Here is a 22823-nt window from a genome sequence, read left to right on the forward strand (position 1 = left end):
CACCGTCGACCACCGCGAACGACACGAGGGTTCGAGAATCCCATGGCAGCCAACGACATCCAGCCGGGCCGCGAGGCCGCGTTCCCCAGGGCCGAGTTCGCGCCGCGCATCGCCCGCGCCCAGGGCGCGATCGCGCGCGCCGGTCACGAGGCGCTGATCGTCACGTCCCCGGAGACGCTCTATTGGCTGAGCGGCCGGCAGACCGCCGGCTACTTCGCGTTCCAGGCGCTGATCGTCCCGGTGGAGGGCGACCCCACCCTGTTGGTCCGGCGGCTCGAGTTGCCCGGCGCCGTCGCCAACACCCACCTCGCCGACATCGTCGCCTACGACGACGGCGAGGATCCCGCCGCCGCCCTCGCCGCCGTGCTGCGGCGCCTGGGCATCACCCGCCCGGCGATGGAGCTGGGCGGATGGTTCGTCTCGCCGGTGCTGGCCGCCCGCATCGCCGCAGCGCTCGGCTTCGACGCCCTGACCGACGGCTCGGCGATCCTGCCGCCCCTCAGGATGGTCAAGTCGCCGGCCGAGATCGAGGCGATCGAGGCGGCCGGCCGCTATGCCGAAGCCGGCATGATCGCCGCGATCGAGGCCTGTCGCGCCGGGGTCGACGAGAACGCGGTCGCCGCCGCGATGCTCGCCGCGGCGACCGCGGCCGGGTCGGAGACCATGGCGATGGAGCCCCTGGTGTCGTCGGGGCCGCGCAGCGGCCTGCCGCACATGACGTGGCGCCGCCGTCGACTCGAGCGCGGCGATCCGATCTTTCTCGAGCTCGCCGGCAGCCACGCCCGCTATCACGCCGCGCTGATGCGCAGCGTGTGGCTCGGGCCGCCGCCGACCGCCGCGCGCCGGATGATGGACTGCGCCCTGCGGGCGCTCGAGGTCGCGCTCGCGGCGATCCGGCCGGGGCAGCCCTGTTCGGCGCCGCACGCGGCGGCGCAGGCGGTGATCGACGCGGCCGGCTACACCGAGGCCTTCCGCAAGCGCATCGGCTATTCGATGGGCATCGCCTTCGCCCCCGATTGGGGGGAAGGCGGGCTCCTCAGTCTGTTCTCGGGCGTCGAGACGATCCTCGAGCCGGGAATGGTCTTCCATCTGCCCGCCACGCTGCGCGACTTCGGCACCTGGACGGTCGGCGCCTCGGAGACTGTCGTCGTCACCGAGGACGGCGCACGGCCCCTGTCGCGGTTGCCACGCGACATCACCATCCGCTGACCGCTGCGCGCCGGGCCGCGAGGCCCGGGCGTGCGACGAGACGCCAACCCAGGCGGTGACCGCCGAAGGAGAGTCGATGTTCGAGGGACGCTGGTTCAGGATCGAAGAATACGAGGCGCGGTGGGCGCGGGTGTTGGACGAGATGCGGGCGCGCGGCTTCGAGACCGCCGTGGTCTTCGGACGCGGCGGCGGCACCACCGACAACTGCGGCGACATCCTCTATCTTGCCAACCACTACGCGATCAGCGGCGGCACCGATTCACTGATCTGGTCCGCCCGCTCGTTCGCGGCGGTGATCCTCCAGCAGGGGCGCGAGCCGTTGCTGGTCATCGACGAACCGGAACCGCGACGCGACCTGGTGTCGATCGCCGACGTCCGCTGCGGCCACCATCCCTTCGCTCTGGTGGCGGAGGTGCTGGTGGAACGCGGCGTGAAGGGGCCGGTGGCGCTCGCCGGTACCCAGTTCATCCCGGTCAAATACCATCGCCAACTCGTCGTCGGCGCGCCCGAGGTCGAATGGGTCGACAACGACGACCTCGTGCGCAGCGTCCGCCGCCTCAAGAGCCCGGCCGAGCTCGACTGCTATCGCATCGCTGGCGAGGCCGCCACCGCGAGCCTCGACGTCCTGATGAAAGGGCTGGTCGGCGGCCTGTCCGAGCGCGACGCGGCGGCGGAAGCCGCGCGCGAGGTGGTCCGCCACGGCGGCCGCCTGCAGATGCTCGGCACCAATCACGGCGAGACGCTCGGTTTCGATCAACGCTTTCCCCTGACCGGATCGAGCGCCGACACCCCGCAACCGGGCGACATCGTCACCGGCACGCTCCATGCGGCGTTCTTCCAGGGCTATTATCTCGACCCCGGTCGAACCGGATGCCGGGGCACGCCGAACCCGGCCCGGCGTCGTCTGCTCGAGGCCGCCGCCGGCATCGTGCACCACCTGTCGGATAGGGTCCGCCCCGGCGCGCGGCTGCTCGACATCGCCGCCGAGGGCGACCGGCTGACCACCGCCTTCGGCGGAACGATCTCGCCGATCATGCAGAATTTCCCCTTCTACGGGCACGGCATCGGGCTCGGCTTCGAACAGCCGCGCATCTCGACCTGCATGTCCCTGCCCGACGACGTGGTCGAGGAGAACATGGTCTTCGGCGTCGAGATCTTCCTCGCCGACGAAGGTGTCGGCGCCGCCTTCTTCGAGGACAATATGATCATCGGTCGAGACGGCAACGAACTGCTGACCCGGACGCCCAGTGTCTGGTGGTGAGCCGGGAGCGGCGCCGATCCGCTCAGACCTCGACTTCGGTGCCGTGCGGTCGGTCGTCCGACGGCATGGTCGGGGCGAGGCGCGGCGCGGCGTCGTGAGCGCGGCCGAGATGGGCCCGCATCGCCGCGGCGGCGGCGGTCAGATCACCGGCGCGAACCGCATCGATGATGGTCAGATGTTCGCGACACCATTCGCGGATGCGGTGGCGATCACCGTAGCCGCTGAACTCCAGCAGGCGGCGCAGCCGGTTCTGTTGCTGGACGGCGCGAAACAGGAAGACGTTGCCGCTGAACTCGGCGAAGAGTTCGTGGAAGGCGGCGTCGGTGGCGAACAGATGGCGGTTGCCGACCGCGGCGATGTCGGGGTCGGCGACGAGATGGAGATGCTGCCGGCGCATCCGCTCGAGCGCGGCGGGATCGGCCCGGAAGGTCGGCAGGAGAAAGGCCGCGGGCTCGAGCACGATGCGGAAGTCGTAGCTCGCCTGCAACGAGACGGCCGTGTCGAGGGTCGAGCGGAACGTCCAGCCGCGGCCTTCGTTGCGCTCGACGAGACCATCCTCGGCGAGCCGGGCCAGGGTCCGCAGCATCACCACGCGATCGACGTCGTAACGCCGTTCGATCTCGCTCTGGGTGACGGATTCGGGAATGATCCCGGCGATGCGGTCGTTGACCAGTCGCTCGTAGAGCCGCTGGTCGGCGCTGGAGGGAACCTCGATCTCGATCCGGTGCAACGCGTCGAAGGGACGGAGCAGGAAGAAGCCCTGGTTGCGGCGCGCCTCGACGACGCCGCGCTCGGCGAGCAGATCGAGGGCGCGCCGAATCGGCGTGCGCGAAACGCCGAAGAGATCGCCGAGTTGCTGTTCGCGCAGGTGACAGCCCTGTTCGAGGCGCGCCTCACGGACGAAATCGAGAATCTGATTGGCCAATCGATGCCGGCTCGAACTCGCCGAGTGCGCCATGACGCCATGCTCCTTCCAGACGCGAGCCGGCCGCGGCTCGGTCGTCCCGCGTCCCCTGTCGCCGAGGTCTGCGGCCTTCTTAGCCGCCCGATTCCATCGCGTCGAGACGCTCGGCGGGCCGGACCGCCGGGGCGACGTCGCGCGCCCCACCCGACCGGCCGGCTTGACCGGTGGCAGAGGCGATTGTACTATTTTTTCCATAAAGAGCAATTCTCGGCCGAGCGGCTCGCCGGATGCCGACGGCGTCCGGTCCGCCACCCGTGGGTCGCCTCTCGGTGCAGGAGTCCGACTTCGTCATGACCACAAGTCCCGACTTCGCCCGTATGAAGCGCGATCTCGCCGGCCTCGTCGCGATCGACAGCCAGAACCCGCCGGGGCGCGAGCGCGAGACGGCCGAGCGCATCCGCGATCTGATCACGCCGGCCGGCTTCGACGTCGACCTCTCCGACATCGCGGCCGGCCGTACCAACGTCGTGGCGCGTCTGGCCAACGGTCCCGGACCGGTGTTCGCCTTCAACACCCACATGGACGTGGTTCCGGTCGGCGAAGGCTGGACCAGCGATCCGCTGACCTTGCGCGAGGACACGGCGACGGGCCGGCTCTACGGGCGTGGGGCCTGCGACGCCAAGGGGCCGCTCGCCGCGATGCTCGAGGCGATGCGCCTGCTCGCCGCCGACCGGACGCGCTGGTCGGGCACGCTGCTCGGCATCTTCGTCGCCGACGAGGAGGTGGCGAGCGCCGGGGCCAAGGCGCTGGTGGCCGAGGGCGGACCGCGGGTCGACTTCGCCGTCGTCGGCGAGCCGACTTCCAACGCCACCTTCCGCGCCCACAAGGGCAGCCTCCGGCCGGTGGTGCGCGTGCACGGCGTCGCCGCCCACTCGGGGACCCCGCATCTCGGCGACAACGCGATCTACCGGGCCGGCGAACTGATCTCGCTGATCGCCCGCCACCACGACGACGTCGTCTGCCGCCGCCGTCACCCCCTCGTCGGGGCGGCGAGCCTCACGGTGACACGCATCCTGGGGGGGCACGCCGACAACGTGGTGCCCGAGGCCTGCGACCTGCTGCTCGATCGCCGGATGGTGCCGGGAGAGGACGAGAGCGAGGTCGCCGCCGAACTCGCCGCGCTGTTCGAAGGCGCCCGTCGGAACCAGGGCGTGCGGGCCGAGATCGTCGAGTTCAAGGCGACGACCGGTGGCGCGACGGAGACCCCCGCCTACGCGCCGATCGTCGGCGCCGCGCTCGCCGCCTGTCGTGACGCCGGCGTCGCCGATCCCGGCCCCTTCGGCTTCCAGGGCGGCTGCGATCTCGTGCATTTCCGCGCCCTGGGTGCCTCGGGCGTGGTGATCGGTCCGGGCGATCTCGCCGTCGCCCACAAGCCCGACGAATTCGTTCCGGTCGACGAGTTCTTCGCCGCCGCCGGCCTCTACCGCGACATTGCCGAGACGATGCTCGGGTGAGGCCGACCGGCGTCCGGTCCGACCGCACGCCGGTTTCGCGCACCCCCGTCGCTCGCCGCGTCCGCCGCACCACCGTCCCGACACTGTGGGCCCTTCGGCCCGCGGAACCCCAGAGGAACTTCCATGAGAGACATCGACGAGTGCCGCGAACGGCTGCACGGCATCTTCAACATCACCGTGACGCCGTTCACCGCCGACGGGGCCTTCGATTTCGCGGGGTTGGCGCGGTCGATCGAGCGGGTGATCGCACTCGGCTTCGACGGCATCCTGATCGGCGGTACCTACGGCGAGTTCCCGGCCATGTCGGCGGAGGAACGGGTCGAGCTGTTCCGCCGGGTGATGGACGTGGTCGGCGACCGCGTCCCGGTGATGCTGTGCTCGGCGGCCTCCGACGTGCGTCTGGCCCGCGATCTGATCGCGCTCGCCGGCGATCTCGGCGGCCTGCCGATGGTCACCGCCCCCTTCGTCTCCGAGGTCACCGACGGCCAGATCGAGGCCTTCTTTCGCGACATCGCGCCGGTCTCGAAGACGGGCATCCTGGTCTACAACGCGCCCGGCATCGGCATCACCCTGTCGCCGCGCCTGCTCGAGCGGATCGCCGACATCGAGACCGTGGTCGGCGTCAAGCAGGGCGATCTGTCGCCGACGGCGATCGACGAGATCGGCAACCGTCTGGCCGGTCGGCTGCGGCTGTTCTGTGCCTCGGATCTCGCCTTCCTCGGGCCGATGGCCCTCGGTTTCGACGGCATCAGCTCCACCAACAGCGGCGCGCTGCCCGAACTGATCCTGGCCGCCTATCGCGCCATCGAGTCCGGGGACGGCGCCACCGCCCGCGATCTGCACCGCCTGTGGTTTCCGTTCCGCGAACTCGCACGGCGGTTCGGGCAGCCGCAGACCACCAAGGCGGCGATGAACCTGCGCGGCTTCGACGGCGGCTCGGTCCGTCGGCCGCTGCTCGATCTCGGCACCGAGGAACGGGCCCGGGTCGCCGAGGTCCTGACCGCCTTCGCCGCCGATTCGCGCACCGGCGTCCGGCTCGCCTGAGCCGAGCCGATCGACCGAACGACGAGGCCGTGGATCACCCGATCCCCGGCCTCTCGGCGTTTCGACGTCGTTGCCGGATCAGGCCGCGACCGTCGTCCGTCGCAGACGGGCGCAGGCGGCGGCGATGCGCGCCATCGCCTCGGCGAGCGTGTCCTCCTCGAGCGCGTAGGCGATGCGCAGATGCCCGGGCGCGCCGAAGGCCGAACCGTGGACCAAACCGACGTGGGCTTCCTCGAGCAGGTGTTCGGCGACGTCGAGATCGCCGGCGAGACGCGCGCCCGACGGCCGGCGGGCGCCGAGAAGGCCGGAGCAGTCGACCCAGACGTAGAAGGCGCCCTGGGGGACCTCGGCGCGCAGACCGTCGATGCGCGCGACCGCGTCGAGGACGAGGTCGCGGCGTCGGCGCAGCGTCTCCCGCCACCCGGCGAGGAAGCTTTGGTCGCCGTCGAGTGCCGCCACCGCGGCGGCCTGGGAGATCGAACTGGGATTGGACGTCGACTGCGACTGCAGCGTCTGCATCGCGGCGACGAGCCAGGCCGGGCCGCCGGCGAAACCCAGCCGCCAGCCGGTCATCGAATGGCTCTTGGACACGCCGTTGATCGTCAGGATCCGATCGGCCAGACGCGGCTCGATCGCCGCCGGGGTGGCGAAGACCCCGGTGTAGACGAGATGTTCGTAGATGTCGTCGGCCATCACCAACACGCGGGGATGGCGCAGCAGCACCGCGCAGAGCGCGGCGATCTCGGCCGGGGAATAGACCGCGCCGGTCGGGTTGCCGGGCGAATTGAGGATCAGCCAGCGGGTGCGCGGGGTGATCGCCGCCTCGAGCGCGGCGGGCGTCAGCTTCCAGCCGTCGGCGGCGCCACACGCGACGATCCGGGGCTCGCCGTCGGCGAGCGCCACCATGTCCGGATAGGACACCCAGTAGGGGGCGGGAACCACGACCTCGTCGCCGGGGGCGACGGTCGCCAGCAGCGCATTGAACACCAGTTGCTTGGCGCCCGCGCCGGCGATCACCTCGTCGGGACGGAAGGCGAGGCCGTTGTCGCGGTCGAACTTGGCGATGATCGCTCGCTTGAGCGCCGCCGTTCCGGCGACCGGCGTGTATTTGGTGTCGCCCGCTTCGATGGCGGCGATGCCGGCGGCGCAGATGTGCGCGGGCGTGGCGAAATCGAGTTCGCCCTCGCCGAGATTGATCACCGCGTGGCCGGCCGCCGCGAGGGCGCGGACCTTGTCGGAGATCGCCGCCGTCGGGGAGGGGCGCACGCGACGCATCCGCGGCGCCAAGTCGTGGTCGGACATCGAGGGGGACTCCGTTTCGATCCGGTATCGTTTTCTATGTATCAAAAAATACAATCTTGTCGACACGGAATGCCGGCCGGGACATAGTATCTCTCGGCTGCGCGCCTCTCGCGTCCGCCGTCGTTTCGATTTCGAGCCCCCGCGGGTTCGGTCGCAGCGGCCACGACGGAGGGGCTCGTCCCTGGTCTCGGCGCCGTCCGAGGTGTCGACGCGGGCGTCTCCGGCCGGCGTGACCGACACGCGGCGCCGACCGCCGTCGTCACCCTGCCCGTGCCTCGGGCGATCCCGTTCTCTCCTGCGAGTGGCTCTTGAAGATGACCGAATTCGTCGTTGCTCCCCCTTCGATTTCCAGTGTCGCCGTGGTCGGTGGCGGGCGATTTCCGGTTCGTCGGATCTTCTGCGTCGGCCGCAACTACGCCGAGCACGCGCGCGAAATGGGGGGCGATCCCGATCGCGAACCGCCCTTCTTCTTCTCCAAGCCGGCCGATGCGATCGTCGTCGACGGCGCCGACATGCCCTATCCGCCGCTGACCTCGTCGTTGCACTTCGAGATCGAACTCGTCGTCGCGATCGGAAAGGGCGGTGTGGCCATTCCCGTCGCGGCGGCGACCGAGCACGTGTTCGGTTACGCCGTCGGTCTGGACATGACGCGCCGCGATCTCCAGGCCGAGGCGAAGAAGACCGGACGCCCGTGGGACATGGCCAAGGCCTTCGATCATTCGGCGCCGATCGGACCGATCCGGCGTGCCGACGAGATCGGCCATCCGACGCGCGGCGCCATCGTCTTGCGGGTCGACGGCACCACGCGCCAGAGCGGCGACCTCTCGGAGCTCATCTGGAGCATTCCGGAAATCGTCGCCCATCTCTCCACGGCCGTGCGCCTGGAACCCGGCGACCTGATCTTCACCGGCACGCCCGCCGGCGTCGGCGCCGTCTCGGTGGGCGACAAACTCGAAGGCTCGGTCGCCGGGGTCGGCGAAGTGACGACGACCATTCGTCGATGAACGGCCGCGATCCGGCCCGGAGGCAGGGTGTCGCGGCGTCGCCGACCGCATCCCGCACGTTCACCCACCCTCGTGCCGCGACGGCGGGCGGCTGATCCGACCGACACCGCTCGCCCGAACGTCCGGGCCGGCGGTCGGAAACACAGGGGCCGCGACGCGACGAGCGTCGCGGCCCTCGTCGTTCGATCGGCCGACCCGGGGCTCGGCGATGGCGATGCCGGCGAATGGCAACCACGCGCCCCGCGTGTGCCCGGCGCACGGCTCGATGCCCCGTCGACCGGCCTGCGGCGTCTGCCTTCGGTGCAGCTGGTGCGGTCGCCCGCGCGGCCGACGTCGCCGGCTTCGCCCCCGCCGGTGAAGCCGCTCGCGGCTTCGAACATGGGGCGTTCCTCGCCGCCTGTGAGGCGAACCTGTCGGAGGTTGCCGAAACCACTTTCGAGGCCGATCGCCTCGCCGTGGCGATCCGCGACATGGTCCGCGCCGAATACTCGACGGGATGGAACGGCACTGCTCCGCTTGGGGACCTGTTGGTGACCCGGTGCCCGAAAACGACGAAAGCCGCCTCGCGGCGGCTTCAAAAAGTTTTGTGCATTCCAAGTGGTAGATGGCGCGCCCGGAGCGATTCGAACGCCCGACCCTCAGATTCGTAGTCTGATGCTCTATCCAGCTGAGCTACGGGCGCCTGCCCTGACCGCCGGGACAGGTCCCTGCCGCGTCGGTGGCGTTCTCTATCCGGTTCGCCGGGCTCATGCAAGTCCCCCCGCGCCGTCGCCGTGGGAAATTTCGTGCCACCCACTCGCCCGCCCGCGCCTCAGCGCCGTCGACGGCGCCGTCCGGACCGGCTGCCGCGGCCGCGAGAGCGCGCATCTCCGGCGTCGCAGCCCGTCGAGGCGACGCCGGGCCGCCCGCCGCACCATCGCCGACGCGGTCGTTCCGATCATCGGATCTGCGCGCCACGCAGAGCTCGCTCCGTCGAATATGCCGGCCGACCGTGGCGCCCCGGCGCCGCCCGCGCTACGGTGCCCGGCCCGCCGTGGCGCCGTCTCGGGGCGACGCGGCGGGCCGTCCGTCCTCTGCGATCGTCCGTCGCCGCATCGCCGCGCGGCCCCGTCCCCCTCCCGCCGAGGGGCGTTTCCCGTTCCCGATCGCTCGCCGATCCGACAGCTCCCGGTCCCCGCGTGTCGCCCCTCCTCGGTCCCGCCTACAAGATCGCCTCGACGCTGACCTTCGCCGCGATGCTGGTGATGATCAAACTCCTCGGCACACGTGTGCCGCCGGGCGAAGTGGTGTTCTTCCGCTCCGCTCTGGCGTTGATTCCGGTGGTGGCGTGGGTGGCGTGGCGCGGCGAGTTGCGCACCGGGCTGCAGACCCGGCGGCCCTGGGGCCATCTGCTGCGCTCGGTGATCGGCGTCACGGCGATGGGCCTGTGGTTCACCGGCGTCCAGCGCCTGCCGCTCGCCGACGGCCTCGCCATCACCTATGCCGCACCGCTGGTCACCGTGTCGCTCGCGGCGATCCTGCTCGGCGAGACCGTGCGGCTGCAGCGCTGGGGGGCGGTGGTGGTCGGTTTCGTCGGGGTGCTGATCGTACTGGCGCCGCACATGAAGGACGTCGGCCACCTGATGGAGGGTGGGGCCGCGACCGGAGCCGTCGCCTGCTTCTGCTCGGCCTTCTTCATGGCGCTCGCCCAGATCCAGGTCAGTCGCCTGACCGAGACCGAACGCACCGGCGCGATCGTGGTCTATTTCTCTGGCGGCAGCGCCGTGCTGATGCTCGCCACCGCGCCCTTCGGCTGGGTGATGCCCGACGCTTCCGACGCGCTGCTGCTCGCCGGCTGCGGCCTGTTCGGCGGCTTCGGCCAGATCTTCCTGACCGAGGCCTTCCGTCATGCCGACGCTTCGGTGGTGGCGCCGCTCGAATATACCTCGATGCTGTGGGCGACCGCCGTCGGCTGGGCGCTGTTCGGCGAGATCCCGAGCGGCACGGTGATGCTCGGCGCCGGCGTGGTGATCGCCTCGGGCATCGCCATCGTCCTGCACGAGCGCCGCGCCGTGGAGCACTGAGGCCCGGGTCTCAGGCCGCGTCGGTATCCGTCGCCGGGGTGGGACGGCCGAGCAGGGCCTCGCCGGCCTCGGCGCCGAGCCGCCGGAACGACAGGAAGGCCAGCGCCGAAATCGCGCCCGCGATTGCCAACGCGATCGAGAAGTCGCCGGAACTCGGCAGCGCCCCGTCGGGCGACAGCAGGTGCAGGGTCATGGCGCCGAGCGCCACGCCCGAACTCAGCGACAGCTGCTGCACCATGCTCGACAGCGCCGTCGCCCGGCTCATCGCCTCGGCGTCGATGTCGGCGAAGGCGATGACGTTGATCGCCGTGAACTCCAGCGAACGCAGGAAGCCGCCGGCGAGCAGCAGGGTCATCACCACCACCATCGGCGTCGACGCGCCGATCGCCCCGACCGCCCCGAGCAGCACCGACGCGGCGACTGCGTTGATCAGCAGCGTGCGGCGGAAGCCGAAGGCGCGCAGGATCCGCCCGGCGGTGGCCTTCATCAACAGCGCGCCCGCCGCGGCCACGAAGGTGGTCAGACCCGATTCCAGCGCCGAGCGGCCGAAGCCGACCTGGAGCTGCAAGGGCAGCAGGAAGGGCAGGGCGCCGACGCCGATGCGGAACAGCGAGCCGCCGATCACCGCCACCCGGAAGGTCGGGATGGCGAGGAGCTCGAGGTCGATCAGCGGCCGGGCGACGTCATGGGCGTGGCGCACGTAGACGACGATCAGGCCGATCCCGGCCGCCGCCGCAGCGACGCCGACGAGCGGCGACACCACGTCGCGCCCCGCGGTCTCGAAGGCGAACACCAGGAAGGCCAGCCCGGTGGCGCTGGTGAGAAATCCGAGCCCGTCGAAGGGCGTGCGTTCGCGCTCGGCGATCGGCGGCAGCAGGGTCAGCGCCAGGGTCATCCCGGCGAGACCGATCGGCACGTTGATCCAGAAGATCCACCGCCAGGTCGTCGCCGTGGTGATGAAACCGCCGAGCGGCGGCCCCATCAGCGGCCCGAGCAGCGCCGGCATGGTGAACCACGCCATCGCCGAGATCATTTCGGCCTTCGGCACCGAGCGCAGCAGGATCAGCCGCCCGACCGGCACCATCATCGCCCCGCCGAGCCCCTGCAACAGTCGCCCGGCCACCAGAATCCCCAGCGACGGCGCGCTGCCGCAGACCACCGAACCGGTCAGGAACAGGGCGATCGCCCCCACGAACACCCGCCGCGCCCCGACCCGGTCGGCGAGCCAGCCCGAGGCCGGGATGAACACCGCCATCGCCACCATGTAGCTGGTGATCGCCAGATTGAGCCGCACCGGCGACAGGTCGAGATCGCGCGCCATCGCCGGCAGCGAGGTGGCGATCACCGTGGCATCGAGATTTTCCATGAACAGCGCCGCGGCGACGATCAGCGGGACGGTGCGGGAGGCGGGCAGGGGCATGAGCTGGGCGATACCGCTGAGGGGAGGGGGCCGGGACGGCGCCCGCGGCCCTCCCGAATAGGGCACCGTCGACCTTTCGGCCAGTCGTCGACTTGCAGGGCGGCCGCGCGGCGCCGATCACGTCCGCGCGAGGGGCCTCACTCGACCCGCACCCGTACGCTCGCCGAGGCCCCGGTGGCGTCGATCACCGACAGCCGGGCAAAGCCCGCGCCTTCGGGCGTCCACAGGATGTCGCGGCGCGAATCGCTCTCGGCCACCGGCCGGCCGTCGACCAGCCAGGTCAGCGGCGGCACCCCGCCATGGGCCTTGAGCGCCACCGGCCCCGGCGCCGCCGGCAGGCCGGCGAGCCGCGGGAGCCCGAGCCCGAGATCGATCCTGGCGCCATCCGGCGGAAAGGCGATCTCGAGGCGCACCCGGGTGGTCGCCGCCAGGGTCTTCGGCACGTCGCGGCGCAGATGGCGCAAGGGCGGCGGCAGGCCGACGGTCGACGAGCGCAGCACGCCCGCGGGTGCGGCGATCGGTTCGCTGTCGAAACCGAGGCGCTGCAACGCGTCGAACAGGATCGGCGCCGCGGCGACCCGCCCGACCAGCCCCGGCACCGGCAGTCCGTCGGGTCGCCCGACCCACACCGCGATGGTCACCCGCCGGTCGAAGCCGACCGCCCAGGCGTCGCGGAAACCGTAGGAGGTGCCGGTCTTGAAGGCCAGCCGGCCGGCCGGCGCATTGAGCGGCGGCGGCGCGCCGCGCAGGATGTCGGCGACGTACCACGCGGCGACCGGCTCGGTCAGGCGACGATGATCGCTCGCCGCCGCCGGCTCGCCGAGGCGGCGCACGATCGGCAGCGTCTCGCCGCCCCGCGCCAGCCCCGAATAGAGCCGGGCGAGATCGGAAAGTCGAATGCCGACGCCGCCGAGCCCGACCGCGAGACCGGTCGGCGCGCCCTCGGCCATCACCAGATCGGCGCCGGCGTTGCGCAGCCGCGACAAGAGCAGTTGCGGCCCGATCGCCTCCAACACCTCGACCGCCGGCATGTTCAGCGACTGCTGCAGGGCGATCCGCGCCGTCACCGTGCCGCGGAAGCTCTGGTCGAAGTTCTCCGGCGCCCAGGCGCCCCAGCGCGCCGGCCGATCCTCCAGGATCGTCTCGGGATGGGCGAGGCCGTTCTCGAAGGCCAGCGCATAGATGAAGGGTTTCAGCGCCGAACCCGGCGAGCGGATCGCCTGGGTCAGGTCGAGGGAGCCGGATCGTGAGGCGGCGAAATAGTCGGGCCCGCCGACCGAAGCCAGGAGCTCGCCCGAGGCGTTGTCGATCACCAAGAGCGCTGCCGACTGGGCCGCGGGCGAGGTTTCGGCGCGATCGCGCAACAGCCGCTCCAGGGTGGTCTGCAGGCGCAGGTCGATCGTCGCGCGATGGATCCGCGCCTCCGGCCGCTCGGCGACCAGATCTTCGGCGAGATGCGGCGCGATCATCGGGAATGGCCGCCGGGTCGTCGGCACCGGCTCGCCGCGCGCCCGCGCCACCTCGTCGGCGCCGAGCACCCCGCTCGCCAACCCACGCTCCAGGACCCGGTCGCGGGCCCGCCGCGCGGCTTCGGGGAAGCGATCGGGCCGCCGCGTCTCCGGCGATTGCGGCAGCGCCACCAGGAGCGCGGCTTCCGCCGCCGACAGCCGCTTCGGCTCTTTGCCGAACCAGGCGAGCGACGCCGCCCGCACGCCCTCGAGATTGCCGCCATAGGGGGCGAGGCCGAGATAGGCGTCGAGGATCTGGCGCTTCGACCAGCGCCGCTCGAGATCGAGGGCGCGCAGCACCTGGGCGCGTTTGGCGGCGAGGTCGCGGGTCTCGCGCGGCTCCATCAGCCGCGCCACCTGCATGGTCAGGGTCGAGGCGCCCGACACGAAGCGGCGGGCGAGGAGGCTCTGGCCGACGGCGCGGACGACCGCCCGCGGATCGACCCCGGCGTGATCGCGGAAGCGCGAATCCTCGAAAGCGACGAGCAGCGCCAGGAAGCGCGGATCGACGTCGTCGACCCCGACCGGCAGGCGCCAGCGCCCGTCGTCGGTGACGAAGGGCCGCAGCAGCCGCCCCTCGCGGTCGAGCACCACCGTCGAGCGCACCTCCGCCAGCCGCGGGTCGAGCGGCCCGAGCCGGTCGACCGCGCCGCTGAGCGCCCCGAGCCCCAGCCCGACGGCGATCAGCGCGCCGACCGCCGCGCAATAGGCGGCGAAGGCGTAGCGCCGCCACCCTCGTCGTCGCGTAGCCTCCGCCGCCATCCGCGCCTCACTTCGCCGGGGTCACCTCGACCGTCCCGAAGCCGGTGCGGCCGAAGCGTTCCGGCCGGTACATGTCCTCGACCACCGCCGGCGGCAGGACGTAGCGGCCGGGGGTCACCGCGCGGATCGCATAGGCGACGTTGAAGAACGCCGACTGGCTGGCCTCGCGATCGAAGGCCGCGACGAAGCGGTCGTCGAGGAACTCGCTGCGCACCGGCACGACGCTGCCCTCCAGCCACGAGAAGGCCTGGACCTCGCCGCCGTCGACCAGCTTGGGGTCGGCGATCTCGAAGCCCGCCGGCAGGCGGTCGACGAGCACGATGCGCGCCGCTTCCGCCTTGGCCTCGGTGACCTTGAGCACCACCACCAGCCGATCGGTCTGGCGCACCCGGCTCGGATCGACCTTGGTGCCGTCGGCCTTGTGGAAGGTCCGTTCTACCTGATAGCCGAACGACGCCGGCGGATCCTGGCCGATCGGCGCGCCGGCGGTGGTCACCACAACCCGGGCCGCCGTCTCGCCCTTGTTGGCGACGGTCACCGCATGGGCCTCCAGCTCCTCGCCGCGGAAGGTGCGGTAGTAGCTGCCGGCCTTGTCTTCCGGCGCGACGCCGTCGTCGACGGCGATCTTCTGCCGTTCGGCGTCCTTCGGCGTCGCCGCCGCCGCCAGCACCATCCACGCCTGTTCCTGGGTCGACGTATAGCGCTGCGCGTCGCGGGCCTTTTCGACCGCCTCGCCGGCCTTGGCCCAGTCGATCGGCGGCCGACCGGATTCGGCCATCAAGGTCATCACCGCCGCGCCGTCGCGCAGCGGCGAGCCGTAGTCGGCCCGCCACATGCGCTGGCCGGCGATCGCCGCGAGCCGTTCGAGCGCCCCGCGGAACACCGGTTCGGCGCGGTTGCGGTCGCCGAGCAGGGCGAGCCCGGCGGCGAGCTGGGCGCGCGACAAGGGCGAGGGGAACACGTCGATCTTCTGGTCGGTGAGATAGCGCAGGTCGCCCATCACCGGCCGGCCGTTGCGGGCGAGATCGTAGATCGCATAGGCCAGATCCGGGCCGTCGGCGGGCTTCGGCTCGGTGGTGTTGACGACGTGGTTGCGCAGCCGGTCGAGGGCCAGATCGAAGGCCTTCGGCGGCACCGCGAAGCCGCGTTCGCGCGCCCGGGTCAGGAAGTCGACGACATAGGAATCGAGCCACAGATCTTCGCCGCCGACCCCCCACAGGCCGAACGAGCCGTTGGCGTCCTGCCGGGTCAGCACCCGGTCGATCGCCGCGCGGATCCGCTCGTCGATGGCGGAATCGAGCGCCAACCGCGATTCCGCGGCGAGCTTGTTGACGTAGAGCAGCGGCAGCGCCCGGCTCACCACCTGTTCGGTGCAGCCGTAGGGGTAGCGGTCGAGCTCGCGCAACAGCGCCGGCACCTCGAGGGCGCTCCAGGTCGAGGCCGACACCGACACCGCGCCGGTGCCGGGCAGATAGTCGGCGAGCAGCTCCGGCCCGACGGTCAGCGAGGCCCCCGGTGCCAACGGCTTCACCGTGCGGCGATGGACCTCGCGGGTCGGCGGCTGCACGGCGAGCGACACCGTCTGGGTGGCGTCGATGCCGCCGCCGGTCAGCCGCACGGCGATCGAGGTGGGGCCGAGCCCGGCCGCGGTGACCGGCACGGTGATCACGCCGCGGCCCTTGGCGGCCAGCGTCGCCTTGGCCGAGAAGGCCTCGGCCGGGATCACCAGCGGCCCGCGCACGTCGAGATCGACGCGGTAGTCGCCGGCCGGCCCGTCGACGTTGTCGAGCGCCAGCGTCAGGGTCGAGCGGTCGCCGAGCGCCAGGAAGCGCGGCACCGTCGGCTGGATCACCACCGCGTCGCGCACCACCACGTCCCTTGCGCCGTGGCCGACCCGGGTCTTGGTCCAGGCCATCGCCATCACCCGCACCGTGCCGTTGAAGGCCGGCACGTCGAAGGCGATCTCGGCGGTGCCGTCGGCCCCGACCTCGACCACGCCCGAGTAGCGGGAGAACGGCGCCTCGCGCGGCGGCGCCGCGCCCATGTCGGCGCCGCCGTCGCCGCCGGCGGTGATCTTGCCGCGGGTGCCCTGCATGCCGTCGATCAGATAGCCGTAGAGATCGCGCAGATCGGTGGCGAGCAGGCGCTGGCCGAAGAACCAGCCGTCGGGATCGGGCGTCTCGTAGCGGGTCAGATTGAGGATACCGACGTCGACCGCCGCCACCACCACCCGCGCCGTCTCGCCGGCTGCTGCCCCTTGGATCTTCACCGGGATCTTCAGCGTGCCGCGCGGCCGGATCATCTCCGGCACGGCGAGCCCGACCTGGAGCCGGTGGGCGGTCGGCTCGACCGCGAACCACGCCACCCCGACCGCCCGGCCGGGCTGGCGATGGGCCTGGACGTCGAGCGGCCGATGGGCGATCGCCAGAGCATGCGCCCCCGCGCCCCAGGCCGGATCGACCGGGAAGGCCACGGTGGCGCCGTCGTTGCCGACCTCGACCACCTTCATCGCCTCGACCTTATCGGTGACGATCGCCACCGTCGCGGTGCCGGCGAAGCGCGGCTTGACCCGCACCTGCACGCTCTCGCCGCGGCCATAGGCGGTCTTGTCCAGCGCCACGTCGAGTACGTCGGGGGCGTCGGCCTTGTCCGACCCGGCCCAGCCGACCGCGAAGGTCTTGGAGGTGTGGATCGCCCCGTCGGCCGAGCGCAGGTCGAGCCGGTAGCTGCCCCAGTCGACCGGCACGGCGAGACGTGCGGGACCGCTCGTGGCGAGATCGATCCGCCCGTCGGCGATCCGCCGCGTCGTCTTGATCGCCTCGAAGTCCCAGCGCCCGTCGCTGTTGAACCACTGGTGACGGGTGGTGACCTCGAGCAATTGCCACGTGACGCCCTTGGCCTCGCGGCGCGTGCCGTCCGGCAAGGTCGAGACGACGTCGAATTCCGCCTTGGATCCGGCGGCGAGTGCCCCCGCGTCGAACAGCGGCTTGACCGCGATCACCGGCCCGGCCGGCAGGATCGGCAAGGTGATCACCCGCTCGACCGCGCGGCCGCCGCTCTCGGCGACGGCGACGTCGATCTTGGCCTGCAACGGCCGTGTCGAGACCGCCGGGGGGATCTCGACGGTCAGCCGGGCATGGCCCTTGGCGTCGGTGGTGCCGAGCTCTTCGAGCTCCTTCGACACCGCCTCGAAGCTCTCGTCGTCGAGGCCGACGGTGTAGCCGGCGAGCCCCGGAATCGGCGTGTCGTCGGCGAGCGACACCGCGACGTCGCCGCGCAGATCGAGCTCGGCGCCGGGCGCCCCGTAGAGGTGATCGGCCTGGACCTCGACCACCGCCGGTTCGCCGGCGGCGAGCCGCGGCTTGGGCGTGGTCAGGGTCACGTCGATGCGCTCGGGCACGTAATCGGCGACCAGGAAGCTGGTCTCGCCGATCGGCGGCTGCTTGGGGTCGGCATAGGCGCGGATCCGCCAGGTGCCGGTCTGCAGTCCGGAAATCAGCGCCAGCGACCACGCGCGGCCGCCGTCGCCCTGATCGGCGACCGCCTGCCGGCGATATTCGACGCCGTCGGGGCGCTGCGCCACCAGGGTCAGCGGCAGGTTGGGCACCGCCACACCGCGGGTGTCGCGCAAGAGCGCGGTGACGTCGACGGTCTCGCCGGTGCGGTAGACGCCGCGCTCGGTGGCGACGAAGGCGTCGAGCCCCTTGGGCACCGCGCGGCCCTTGACGCCGCGATCACCGAGATCGAAGGCGGCCTGCGCGAGGTCGAGGAAACCGTAGTCGCCCTTGCCGTCGCCGGCCACCACCACACCCGGCGCGGCGCCGCCGCTGCCGCGGGTGAGCCCCGCTTCGAAGGTGGCGCGACCGGTGGCGTCGGTCTTCTTGGTCGCCAGGATGTCGTTGTTCTTGGCCAGCAGCCGGATCTCGGCCTCGGCGACCGGCTTGGCGTCGCCGAGCGAGCGCACCACCACGTCGATGCCGTTCTCGCCCGAGAAGGCGGTGAGCCCGAGGTCGGACACCAGGAACCACTGGGTCGCCCGCGATTCGTAGGCGTCGGCCTCGTCGCCGTTCTCGTCTTTCGCGCTGGTGCCCGGCAGCTTGGCGGTCATCACATAGATGCCAGGCTCGAGCCGGCCGACCGCCTCCAGCACCGGGAAGGCGGTGACCGTGTCCTTGTTGAGCTCACTCGCCACCGCCAGCGTCCCGGTCCACATCAGCCGGCCGTCCTCCTCGGCGATCTTCTTGGCCTGACGGCCGTCGAGGCTCTTGAGGAAGGTCTCGCCGCGCAAGGTCGGCGCCAGCGAGCGGTCGCCGATCCGGTGCACCCGGATCTCCACCGACGGGGTGTTGACGGTGACCACCGGCAGGCCTTCCTGGCCGCTGCGCGGCAGCACGTAGTTGCGCCCGGTGAAGCGCACCTGCGGCGAGCGGTCGCGCACGTAGATGTCGTAGTCGGCGGCCTTGGTCAGGTCCTCGCCGACCGTCGACGGCAGGCCGGCGCGCAGCACGATGCCGTAGCGCTTGCCGTGTTCGAGCCCGTCGACGCAGATCTGCCGCGCCTCGACGGTGATCGCCGGCGTGGCCAGACCCGACACCGCGACGAAGGGGGCGTAGTCGAACTTGCCCGAGGTCTTGAGATCGTCGGAGAAGGTGAAACAGGCGCGCGGGCTGGCGGCGTCGCTGTCGACCTTGTAGTCGGCGATCTTGAAGCCGAATTCCGGGCGCAGCCGCTCGTATTCGGCGCGGGCCTGGGGATTTTCACCGGTCTTCAAGGCCACCCGCAGGATCGCCAGGGCTTCGCGATTGTCCTCGGAGCGGACGTAGGTCCCGGCCAGCGTGGTCAACGCCGTCGCCTCGTCCTTCGGGGTCGTGGCCAACCGGTAGCCGGCATAGGCTGCGGCATGCGCCGCGCTGCGCAGCTTCCACCGCGCCGAATAGTCGGCGACGTCGACCTGGGCGGCGGCCGCGGCATAGGCGGTCCACAACGACCAGTCCTTGGGCGCGAGAGCGATCGCCCGCCCGTAGATCTGCTCGGCCCCGGCGAAGTCGCGCTTGGCGAGTGCCGCCTCGCCGGCCTTGCGCAGTGGCTCGAGTTCGGCGGGCTTGGTCGCCGCGGCCTTGAACTGCGTCTCCAGCCGCACCGCGTCGCTGGCCAGCCCGTCCCGCGACAGGAGCTTGTCGGCGGCGGTCGCCGGAACCATGGCCGTCGCCAGCAGGACCGCCGTCGCCACGGCGCGGAGCAGGGTCTTCATGGTCGTCTCCTCGTGGGACCGGCGCGCGCGGGAACGGAGGGTGGCGGCTCTGAAAAAGCGGATCCGGCGCGGCGGTCGCCGGGATCCTAGCACCACCGCGGCGCCCCCGTCAGGGCCGATCGCCTCACACCTTGGGCCCTCTCGACGCCCGTCCCGACCTCTGCGAAACTCCCGCCGCCGCGACGTCATTTCGTCGCCCAGGGAGATCGAGCCATGACCGCCGAACCGGTTGCCGCCGACACCCGTCCGAGGCGTCGGGGCCTGCGCGCCGCCGTCGCGTGCCTCCTCCTCGGCGTCGCGGTTCTCGCGCCGCTCGGCGAGGCCGCCGCCCAGCCCGCGACGCCGCGCCCGACCGCGGCCCCCGCCCGTCCGGCCGCCGCGCCGGTGCCCGCGACCGCGCCGTCGCCGGCCTTCGAAGCGACCCGGCTCGCATGGGACGCGCTGCCGCTCGATCGGCGGATCGCCGTCCAGGACGCCCTGGTATGGAGCGGCGACTATACCGGTTCCCTCGACGGGACCTTCGGCAAGATGACCTTCGAGGCGATCGCCGCCTTCCTCGGCCGCCGCAAGCTCGGCCCCGAGACGGTCGGCGGAGAGGTCGCGACCAAGGCGCTGGCAGAAGTTGCCGCCCAGAAGAAGGCCGCCGCCGGCTTCCAGATGATCGCCGACGCCGCCACCGGCACCTTCATCGGCATTCCCACCCGGCTGGTCGGCGCCGCCACCCGCACCGAAACCGGCAGCCGCTGGGCGGCCAAGGACGGACGCGTCGAGATTCTCGCCCATCGCCTGCCCGGGGTCGATCTCGCCGCCCTCTACGACAGCCTCAAGGCCGATCGCCCCGGCCGCAAGGTGTCCTATGCGGTGCTGCGTCCCGACTGGTTCGTGATCGCCGACGACGAACCCGGCCGCCGCGGCTACACCCGCATGGTCCGCGGCGACGGCGAAGTCCGCGGCTTCGCCTTCTTCGTCGATCCGGCGCTCGGGCCCGAGGTCGACCGCGTGGTGATCGCCACCGCCGGCACCTTCCTGCCGTTCCCGCCGCCCCCGGGCCCGATCGTTCCGCCCTCGACCACCGCCGCCCCGGTCGCCACGGCCCCCGCCGCTTCCGCGACGCCCGCCACGCCTGCGGCACCGGCCACGCCCGCGGCCGCTCCCCCCGCCGCGGCGCCGCTCGCCTCCGGCCTCGTCGTCGCCGCCGGCAAGGTGGTGACCGCCGCGAGCGCGGTCGCCGACTGCAAGACGCTGACCGTCGCCGGCCGCCCGGCCAAGCCGCTGACCATCGATGCCGGCCGCGGTCTGGCGCTCCTCGCCGTCGATGGCCTCGCCGCGCCCAAACCCTGGCGCCCGGCCGCCGCCGCCCCCGCCGGTGGCCCGCTCGTCGCCTTGTCGGCGGGCGATGCCACCGGCCGGCTGGTGGTCACCTCGGGCTACGCCGCGCCGCTCGGCGCCCGCCTCGCGCTCCAGCGCGGCGGCCACGGCGCGGTGGTCGCCGATCTCTCCGGCGGCATCGTCGGGCTGGTCACCCGTCGCCCCGACGAGACCCGCCTCGTCGCCGGGCTGATCCCCGAGGCGACCTATCCGCTCGCCGGCGATCTCGCCGGTCTGACGGAAGCCGCCGGCCTCGCGGTCGATCGCACGCCGCCGCCGCCCGCCGGCTCCAGCGGCGCGGTGGTCGCCGATCTCGCGCCGCGGGTGGTCGCGGTCGCCTGCGGGCGCTGATCGTCGCCGGACACACGAAAGGGGGCTCGCGCCCCCTTTCGATCGTCTCGATGTGGCGGCGTCGCGGTCAGAACGCGTCGTCGGGGAACTCCATGATCGACCGCCCGCCGGCCATCACCGCCGAGAACCGCGCCGAGCTCTCCGGCAACAGCCGATCCATGAAGAACCGCGCCGTGGCGATCTTGGCCTCGTAGAACGTGTCCGGGCCGTCGGCGTCGAGCCGGGCATAGGCGACCTCGGCCATCCGCGCCCATTGATGCGCCAGCGCGGTCAGACCGAACAGCTTCAGATAGTCGGTCGCCGCTGCGCCGGCTTCGTCGGGCCGGGCGAGGCCGGCGCGGGCCACTTGCGCGGTCGCCTGTTGCAGCCGCACGAAGGCCTTGGCCAGCGGCTGCACGAACACGCCGAGCCGCTCGTCTTCGACCTTCGCCTCGATGAAGGCCTGGACCGGATGGAAGAACCGCCTGAGCGCCCGCCCGGCGTCGGCCGGCATCTTGCGCCCGACCAGATCGAGCGCCTGGACGCCGTTGGTGCCCTCGTAGATCTGGGTGATGCGGGCGTCGCGGACATATTGCTCCTGGCCCCATTCGCGGATGAAGCCGTGGCCGCCGTAGACCTGGACGCCGAGATTGGCGACCTCCGAGCCGAGGTCGGTCATCATCGCCTTGGCGATCGGCGTCATCAGCGCCACGTAGTCCTCGGCCGCCTGCCGCACCTTGGGATCGGGATGGCGCTGCGACACGTCGAGTTCGCGAGCGATCCCCGCGGCCAGCGCCCGGCAGCCCTCGGTATAGGCCCGCTGGGTCAGCAGCATCCGCCGCACGTCCGGATGGACGAGGATCGGATCGGCCGCCTTGTCCGGCGCCTTGGTCCCCGACAGCGAGCGCCCCTGGATCCGGTCGCGAGCATAGGCGACGGCGTTCTGGTAGGACACCTCGGCGATGCCGAGGCCCTGGATGGCGACGCCGAGCCGCGCGGTGTTCATCATCGTGAACATCGCCCGCATGCCCTTGTGGCGCTCGCCGATCAGCCAGCCGGTGGCGCCGTCGAAGTTCATCACGCAGGTCGACGACGCCTTGATCCCCATCTTGTGCTCGATCGAGCCGCAGGTGACGCCGTTGGGGCCGCCCACCGCGCCGTCGTCGCCGACCGCGTATTTCGGCACCAGGAACAGCGAGATGCCCTTGATGCCCTTGGGCGCGCCGGGGGTACGGGCGAGCACCAGATGCAGGATGTTGTCGGTGAGGTCGTGGTCGCCGGCCGAGATGAAGATCTTGGTGCCGGTGACCGCCCACGAGCCGTCGTCCTTCGGTTCGGCGCGGGTGCGGATCAGGCCGAGGTCGGTGCCGCAATGCGGTTCGGTCAGGCACATCGTGCCGGCCCATTCGCCGGCCACCAGCTTCGGCAGCCACTTCTCCTTCAGCGCCTCGGTGCCGTGGCGGGCGAGTGCGTTGTAGGCGCCGTGCGACAGCCCCGGATACATCCCGAACGACAGGTTGGCCGAACAGATCATCTCCTCGACCAGGGTCGAGACGACGTTCGGAAAGCCCTGGCCGCCCCAGGCCGGATCGCAGGAGATCGACGTCCAGCCGCCGTCGCGGAAGCGGTCGTAGGCTTCCTTGAAGCCCTTGGGCGTGGAGACCACGCCGTTGGCCAGCGTGCAGCCCTCTTCGTCGCCGGAGCGGTTGAGGGGGAACAGCACCTGTTCGCAGAGCTTGGCGGCCTCGTCGAGCACCGGCTCGACCAGATCGCGGCCGAAGTCCTCGAAGCCCGGCAGCTCGGTCATCGCCTCGCCGCCGTGGAGTTCGTAGAGCACGAAGCGCATGTCGCGCAGGGGGGCCTTGTAGATCGGCATGGTCTTC

Annotated in this window: 13 protein-coding genes and 1 tRNA gene; 7 read left to right on the top strand and 7 right to left on the bottom strand. The window is 71.8% G+C overall.

The window, feature by feature from the left end; all coding sequences use genetic code 11:
* The first annotated feature begins 42 nt into the window (after positions 1-42).
* The gene (locus EYW49_RS16235) at positions 43-1209 is read left to right on the top strand and encodes a M24 family metallopeptidase (protein ID WP_131310677.1); all 1167 of its coding nucleotides are present in this window, start codon (positions 43-45) and stop codon (positions 1207-1209) included.
* Positions 1210-1285: 76 nt separating this feature from the next.
* A complete protein-coding gene (locus tag EYW49_RS16240) occupies positions 1286-2470 on the top strand; it encodes a M24 family metallopeptidase (RefSeq protein ID WP_131310678.1) in 1185 nt (394 codons plus the stop codon).
* A 22-nt stretch (positions 2471-2492) separates the two neighbouring features.
* On the opposite strand, the gene EYW49_RS16245 is transcribed toward EYW49_RS16240, so the two are convergent.
* On the bottom strand, positions 2493-3395 hold the full coding sequence (locus EYW49_RS16245) for a GntR family transcriptional regulator (protein WP_323052996.1): 903 nt from the start codon (positions 3393-3395) through the stop codon (positions 2493-2495).
* 329 nt (positions 3396-3724) lie between these two features.
* Between EYW49_RS16245 and EYW49_RS16250 the strand changes: the two genes are divergently transcribed.
* On the top strand, positions 3725-4888 hold the full coding sequence (locus tag EYW49_RS16250) for a M20 family metallopeptidase (RefSeq protein ID WP_131310680.1): 1164 nt from the start codon (positions 3725-3727) through the stop codon (positions 4886-4888).
* A 123-nt stretch (positions 4889-5011) separates the two neighbouring features.
* Positions 5012-5932: a dihydrodipicolinate synthase family protein gene (locus EYW49_RS16255; RefSeq protein WP_131310681.1), complete on the top strand. Its 921-nt coding sequence runs from the start codon at positions 5012-5014 to the stop codon at positions 5930-5932.
* 78 nt (positions 5933-6010) lie between these two features.
* On the opposite strand, the gene EYW49_RS16260 is transcribed toward EYW49_RS16255, so the two are convergent.
* A complete protein-coding gene (locus EYW49_RS16260) occupies positions 6011-7234 on the bottom strand; it encodes a pyridoxal phosphate-dependent aminotransferase (RefSeq protein WP_131310682.1) in 1224 nt (407 codons plus the stop codon).
* Positions 7235-7548: 314 nt separating this feature from the next.
* Between EYW49_RS16260 and EYW49_RS16265 the strand changes: the two genes are divergently transcribed.
* Positions 7549-8238 (top strand): fumarylacetoacetate hydrolase family protein, encoded by a 690-nt coding sequence (locus EYW49_RS16265; RefSeq protein ID WP_131310683.1) that lies wholly within the window; start codon positions 7549-7551, stop codon positions 8236-8238.
* A 605-nt stretch (positions 8239-8843) separates the two neighbouring features.
* Here EYW49_RS16265 and EYW49_RS16270 read toward each other — a convergent pair.
* Positions 8844-8920, bottom strand: a tRNA-Arg gene (locus tag EYW49_RS16270).
* Positions 8921-9416: 496 nt separating this feature from the next.
* Between EYW49_RS16270 and EYW49_RS16275 the strand changes: the two genes are divergently transcribed.
* Positions 9417-10301, top strand: a complete 885-nt coding sequence (locus tag EYW49_RS16275; protein WP_228259643.1) for a DMT family transporter — start codon at positions 9417-9419, stop codon at positions 10299-10301.
* Between the two features lie 10 nt (positions 10302-10311).
* Here the strand turns inward: EYW49_RS16275 and EYW49_RS16280 are convergent, their stop codons facing one another.
* The 3 genes from EYW49_RS16280 to EYW49_RS16290 all read right to left on the bottom strand — a co-directional run bounded on the left by EYW49_RS16280 (position 10312) and on the right by EYW49_RS16290 (position 19242).
* The gene (locus tag EYW49_RS16280) at positions 10312-11721 is read right to left on the bottom strand and encodes a DHA2 family efflux MFS transporter permease subunit (RefSeq protein WP_131310684.1); all 1410 of its coding nucleotides are present in this window, start codon (positions 11719-11721) and stop codon (positions 10312-10314) included.
* A 137-nt stretch (positions 11722-11858) separates the two neighbouring features.
* Positions 11859-13991: a penicillin-binding protein 1C gene (gene pbpC / locus EYW49_RS16285; RefSeq protein WP_131310685.1), complete on the bottom strand. Its 2133-nt coding sequence runs from the start codon at positions 13989-13991 to the stop codon at positions 11859-11861.
* 7 nt (positions 13992-13998) lie between these two features.
* Complete coding sequence (locus tag EYW49_RS16290) at positions 13999-19242, bottom strand: alpha-2-macroglobulin family protein (protein ID WP_131310686.1); 5244 nt, start codon at positions 19240-19242, stop codon at positions 13999-14001.
* A gap of 213 nt (positions 19243-19455) precedes the next feature.
* On the opposite strand from EYW49_RS16290, the gene EYW49_RS16295 reads away from it, so the two are divergent.
* Positions 19456-20961: a serine protease gene (locus EYW49_RS16295; RefSeq protein WP_131310687.1), complete on the top strand. Its 1506-nt coding sequence runs from the start codon at positions 19456-19458 to the stop codon at positions 20959-20961.
* Between the two features lie 67 nt (positions 20962-21028).
* Here the strand turns inward: EYW49_RS16295 and EYW49_RS16300 are convergent, their stop codons facing one another.
* Positions 21029-22816 (bottom strand): acyl-CoA dehydrogenase C-terminal domain-containing protein, encoded by a 1788-nt coding sequence (locus tag EYW49_RS16300; protein WP_131310688.1) that lies wholly within the window; start codon positions 22814-22816, stop codon positions 21029-21031.
* Positions 22817-22823 lie beyond the last annotated feature (7 nt).

Origin of the sequence: Siculibacillus lacustris, from assembly GCF_004328075.1 — a bacterium.
Lineage (GTDB): Bacteria > Pseudomonadota > Alphaproteobacteria > Rhizobiales > Ancalomicrobiaceae > Siculibacillus > Siculibacillus lacustris.

Bases quoted from the DNA above. Each gene is read 5' to 3' on its own strand.
- EYW49_RS16240 (WP_131310678.1), top strand. From the start codon at position 1,286: ATGTTCGAGGGACGCTGGTTCAGGATCGAAGAATACGAGGCGCGGTGG.
- EYW49_RS16265 (WP_131310683.1), top strand. From the start codon at position 7,549: ATGACCGAATTCGTCGTTGCTCCCCCTTCGATTTCCAGTGTCGCCGTG.
- EYW49_RS16260 (WP_131310682.1), bottom strand. From the start codon at position 7,234: ATGTCCGACCACGACTTGGCGCCGCGGATGCGTCGCGTGCGCCCCTCC.
- EYW49_RS16235 (WP_131310677.1), top strand. From the start codon at position 43: ATGGCAGCCAACGACATCCAGCCGGGCCGCGAGGCCGCGTTCCCCAGG.
- EYW49_RS16300 (WP_131310688.1), bottom strand. From the start codon at position 22,816: ATGCCGATCTACAAGGCCCCCCTGCGCGACATGCGCTTCGTGCTCTAC.
- EYW49_RS16250 (WP_131310680.1), top strand. From the start codon at position 3,725: ATGACCACAAGTCCCGACTTCGCCCGTATGAAGCGCGATCTCGCCGGC.
- EYW49_RS16295 (WP_131310687.1), top strand. From the start codon at position 19,456: ATGACCGCCGAACCGGTTGCCGCCGACACCCGTCCGAGGCGTCGGGGC.
- EYW49_RS16290 (WP_131310686.1), bottom strand. From the start codon at position 19,242: ATGAAGACCCTGCTCCGCGCCGTGGCGACGGCGGTCCTGCTGGCGACG.
- EYW49_RS16280 (WP_131310684.1), bottom strand. From the start codon at position 11,721: ATGCCCCTGCCCGCCTCCCGCACCGTCCCGCTGATCGTCGCCGCGGCG.
- EYW49_RS16255 (WP_131310681.1), top strand. From the start codon at position 5,012: ATGAGAGACATCGACGAGTGCCGCGAACGGCTGCACGGCATCTTCAAC.
- pbpC (WP_131310685.1), bottom strand. From the start codon at position 13,991: ATGGCGGCGGAGGCTACGCGACGACGAGGGTGGCGGCGCTACGCCTTC.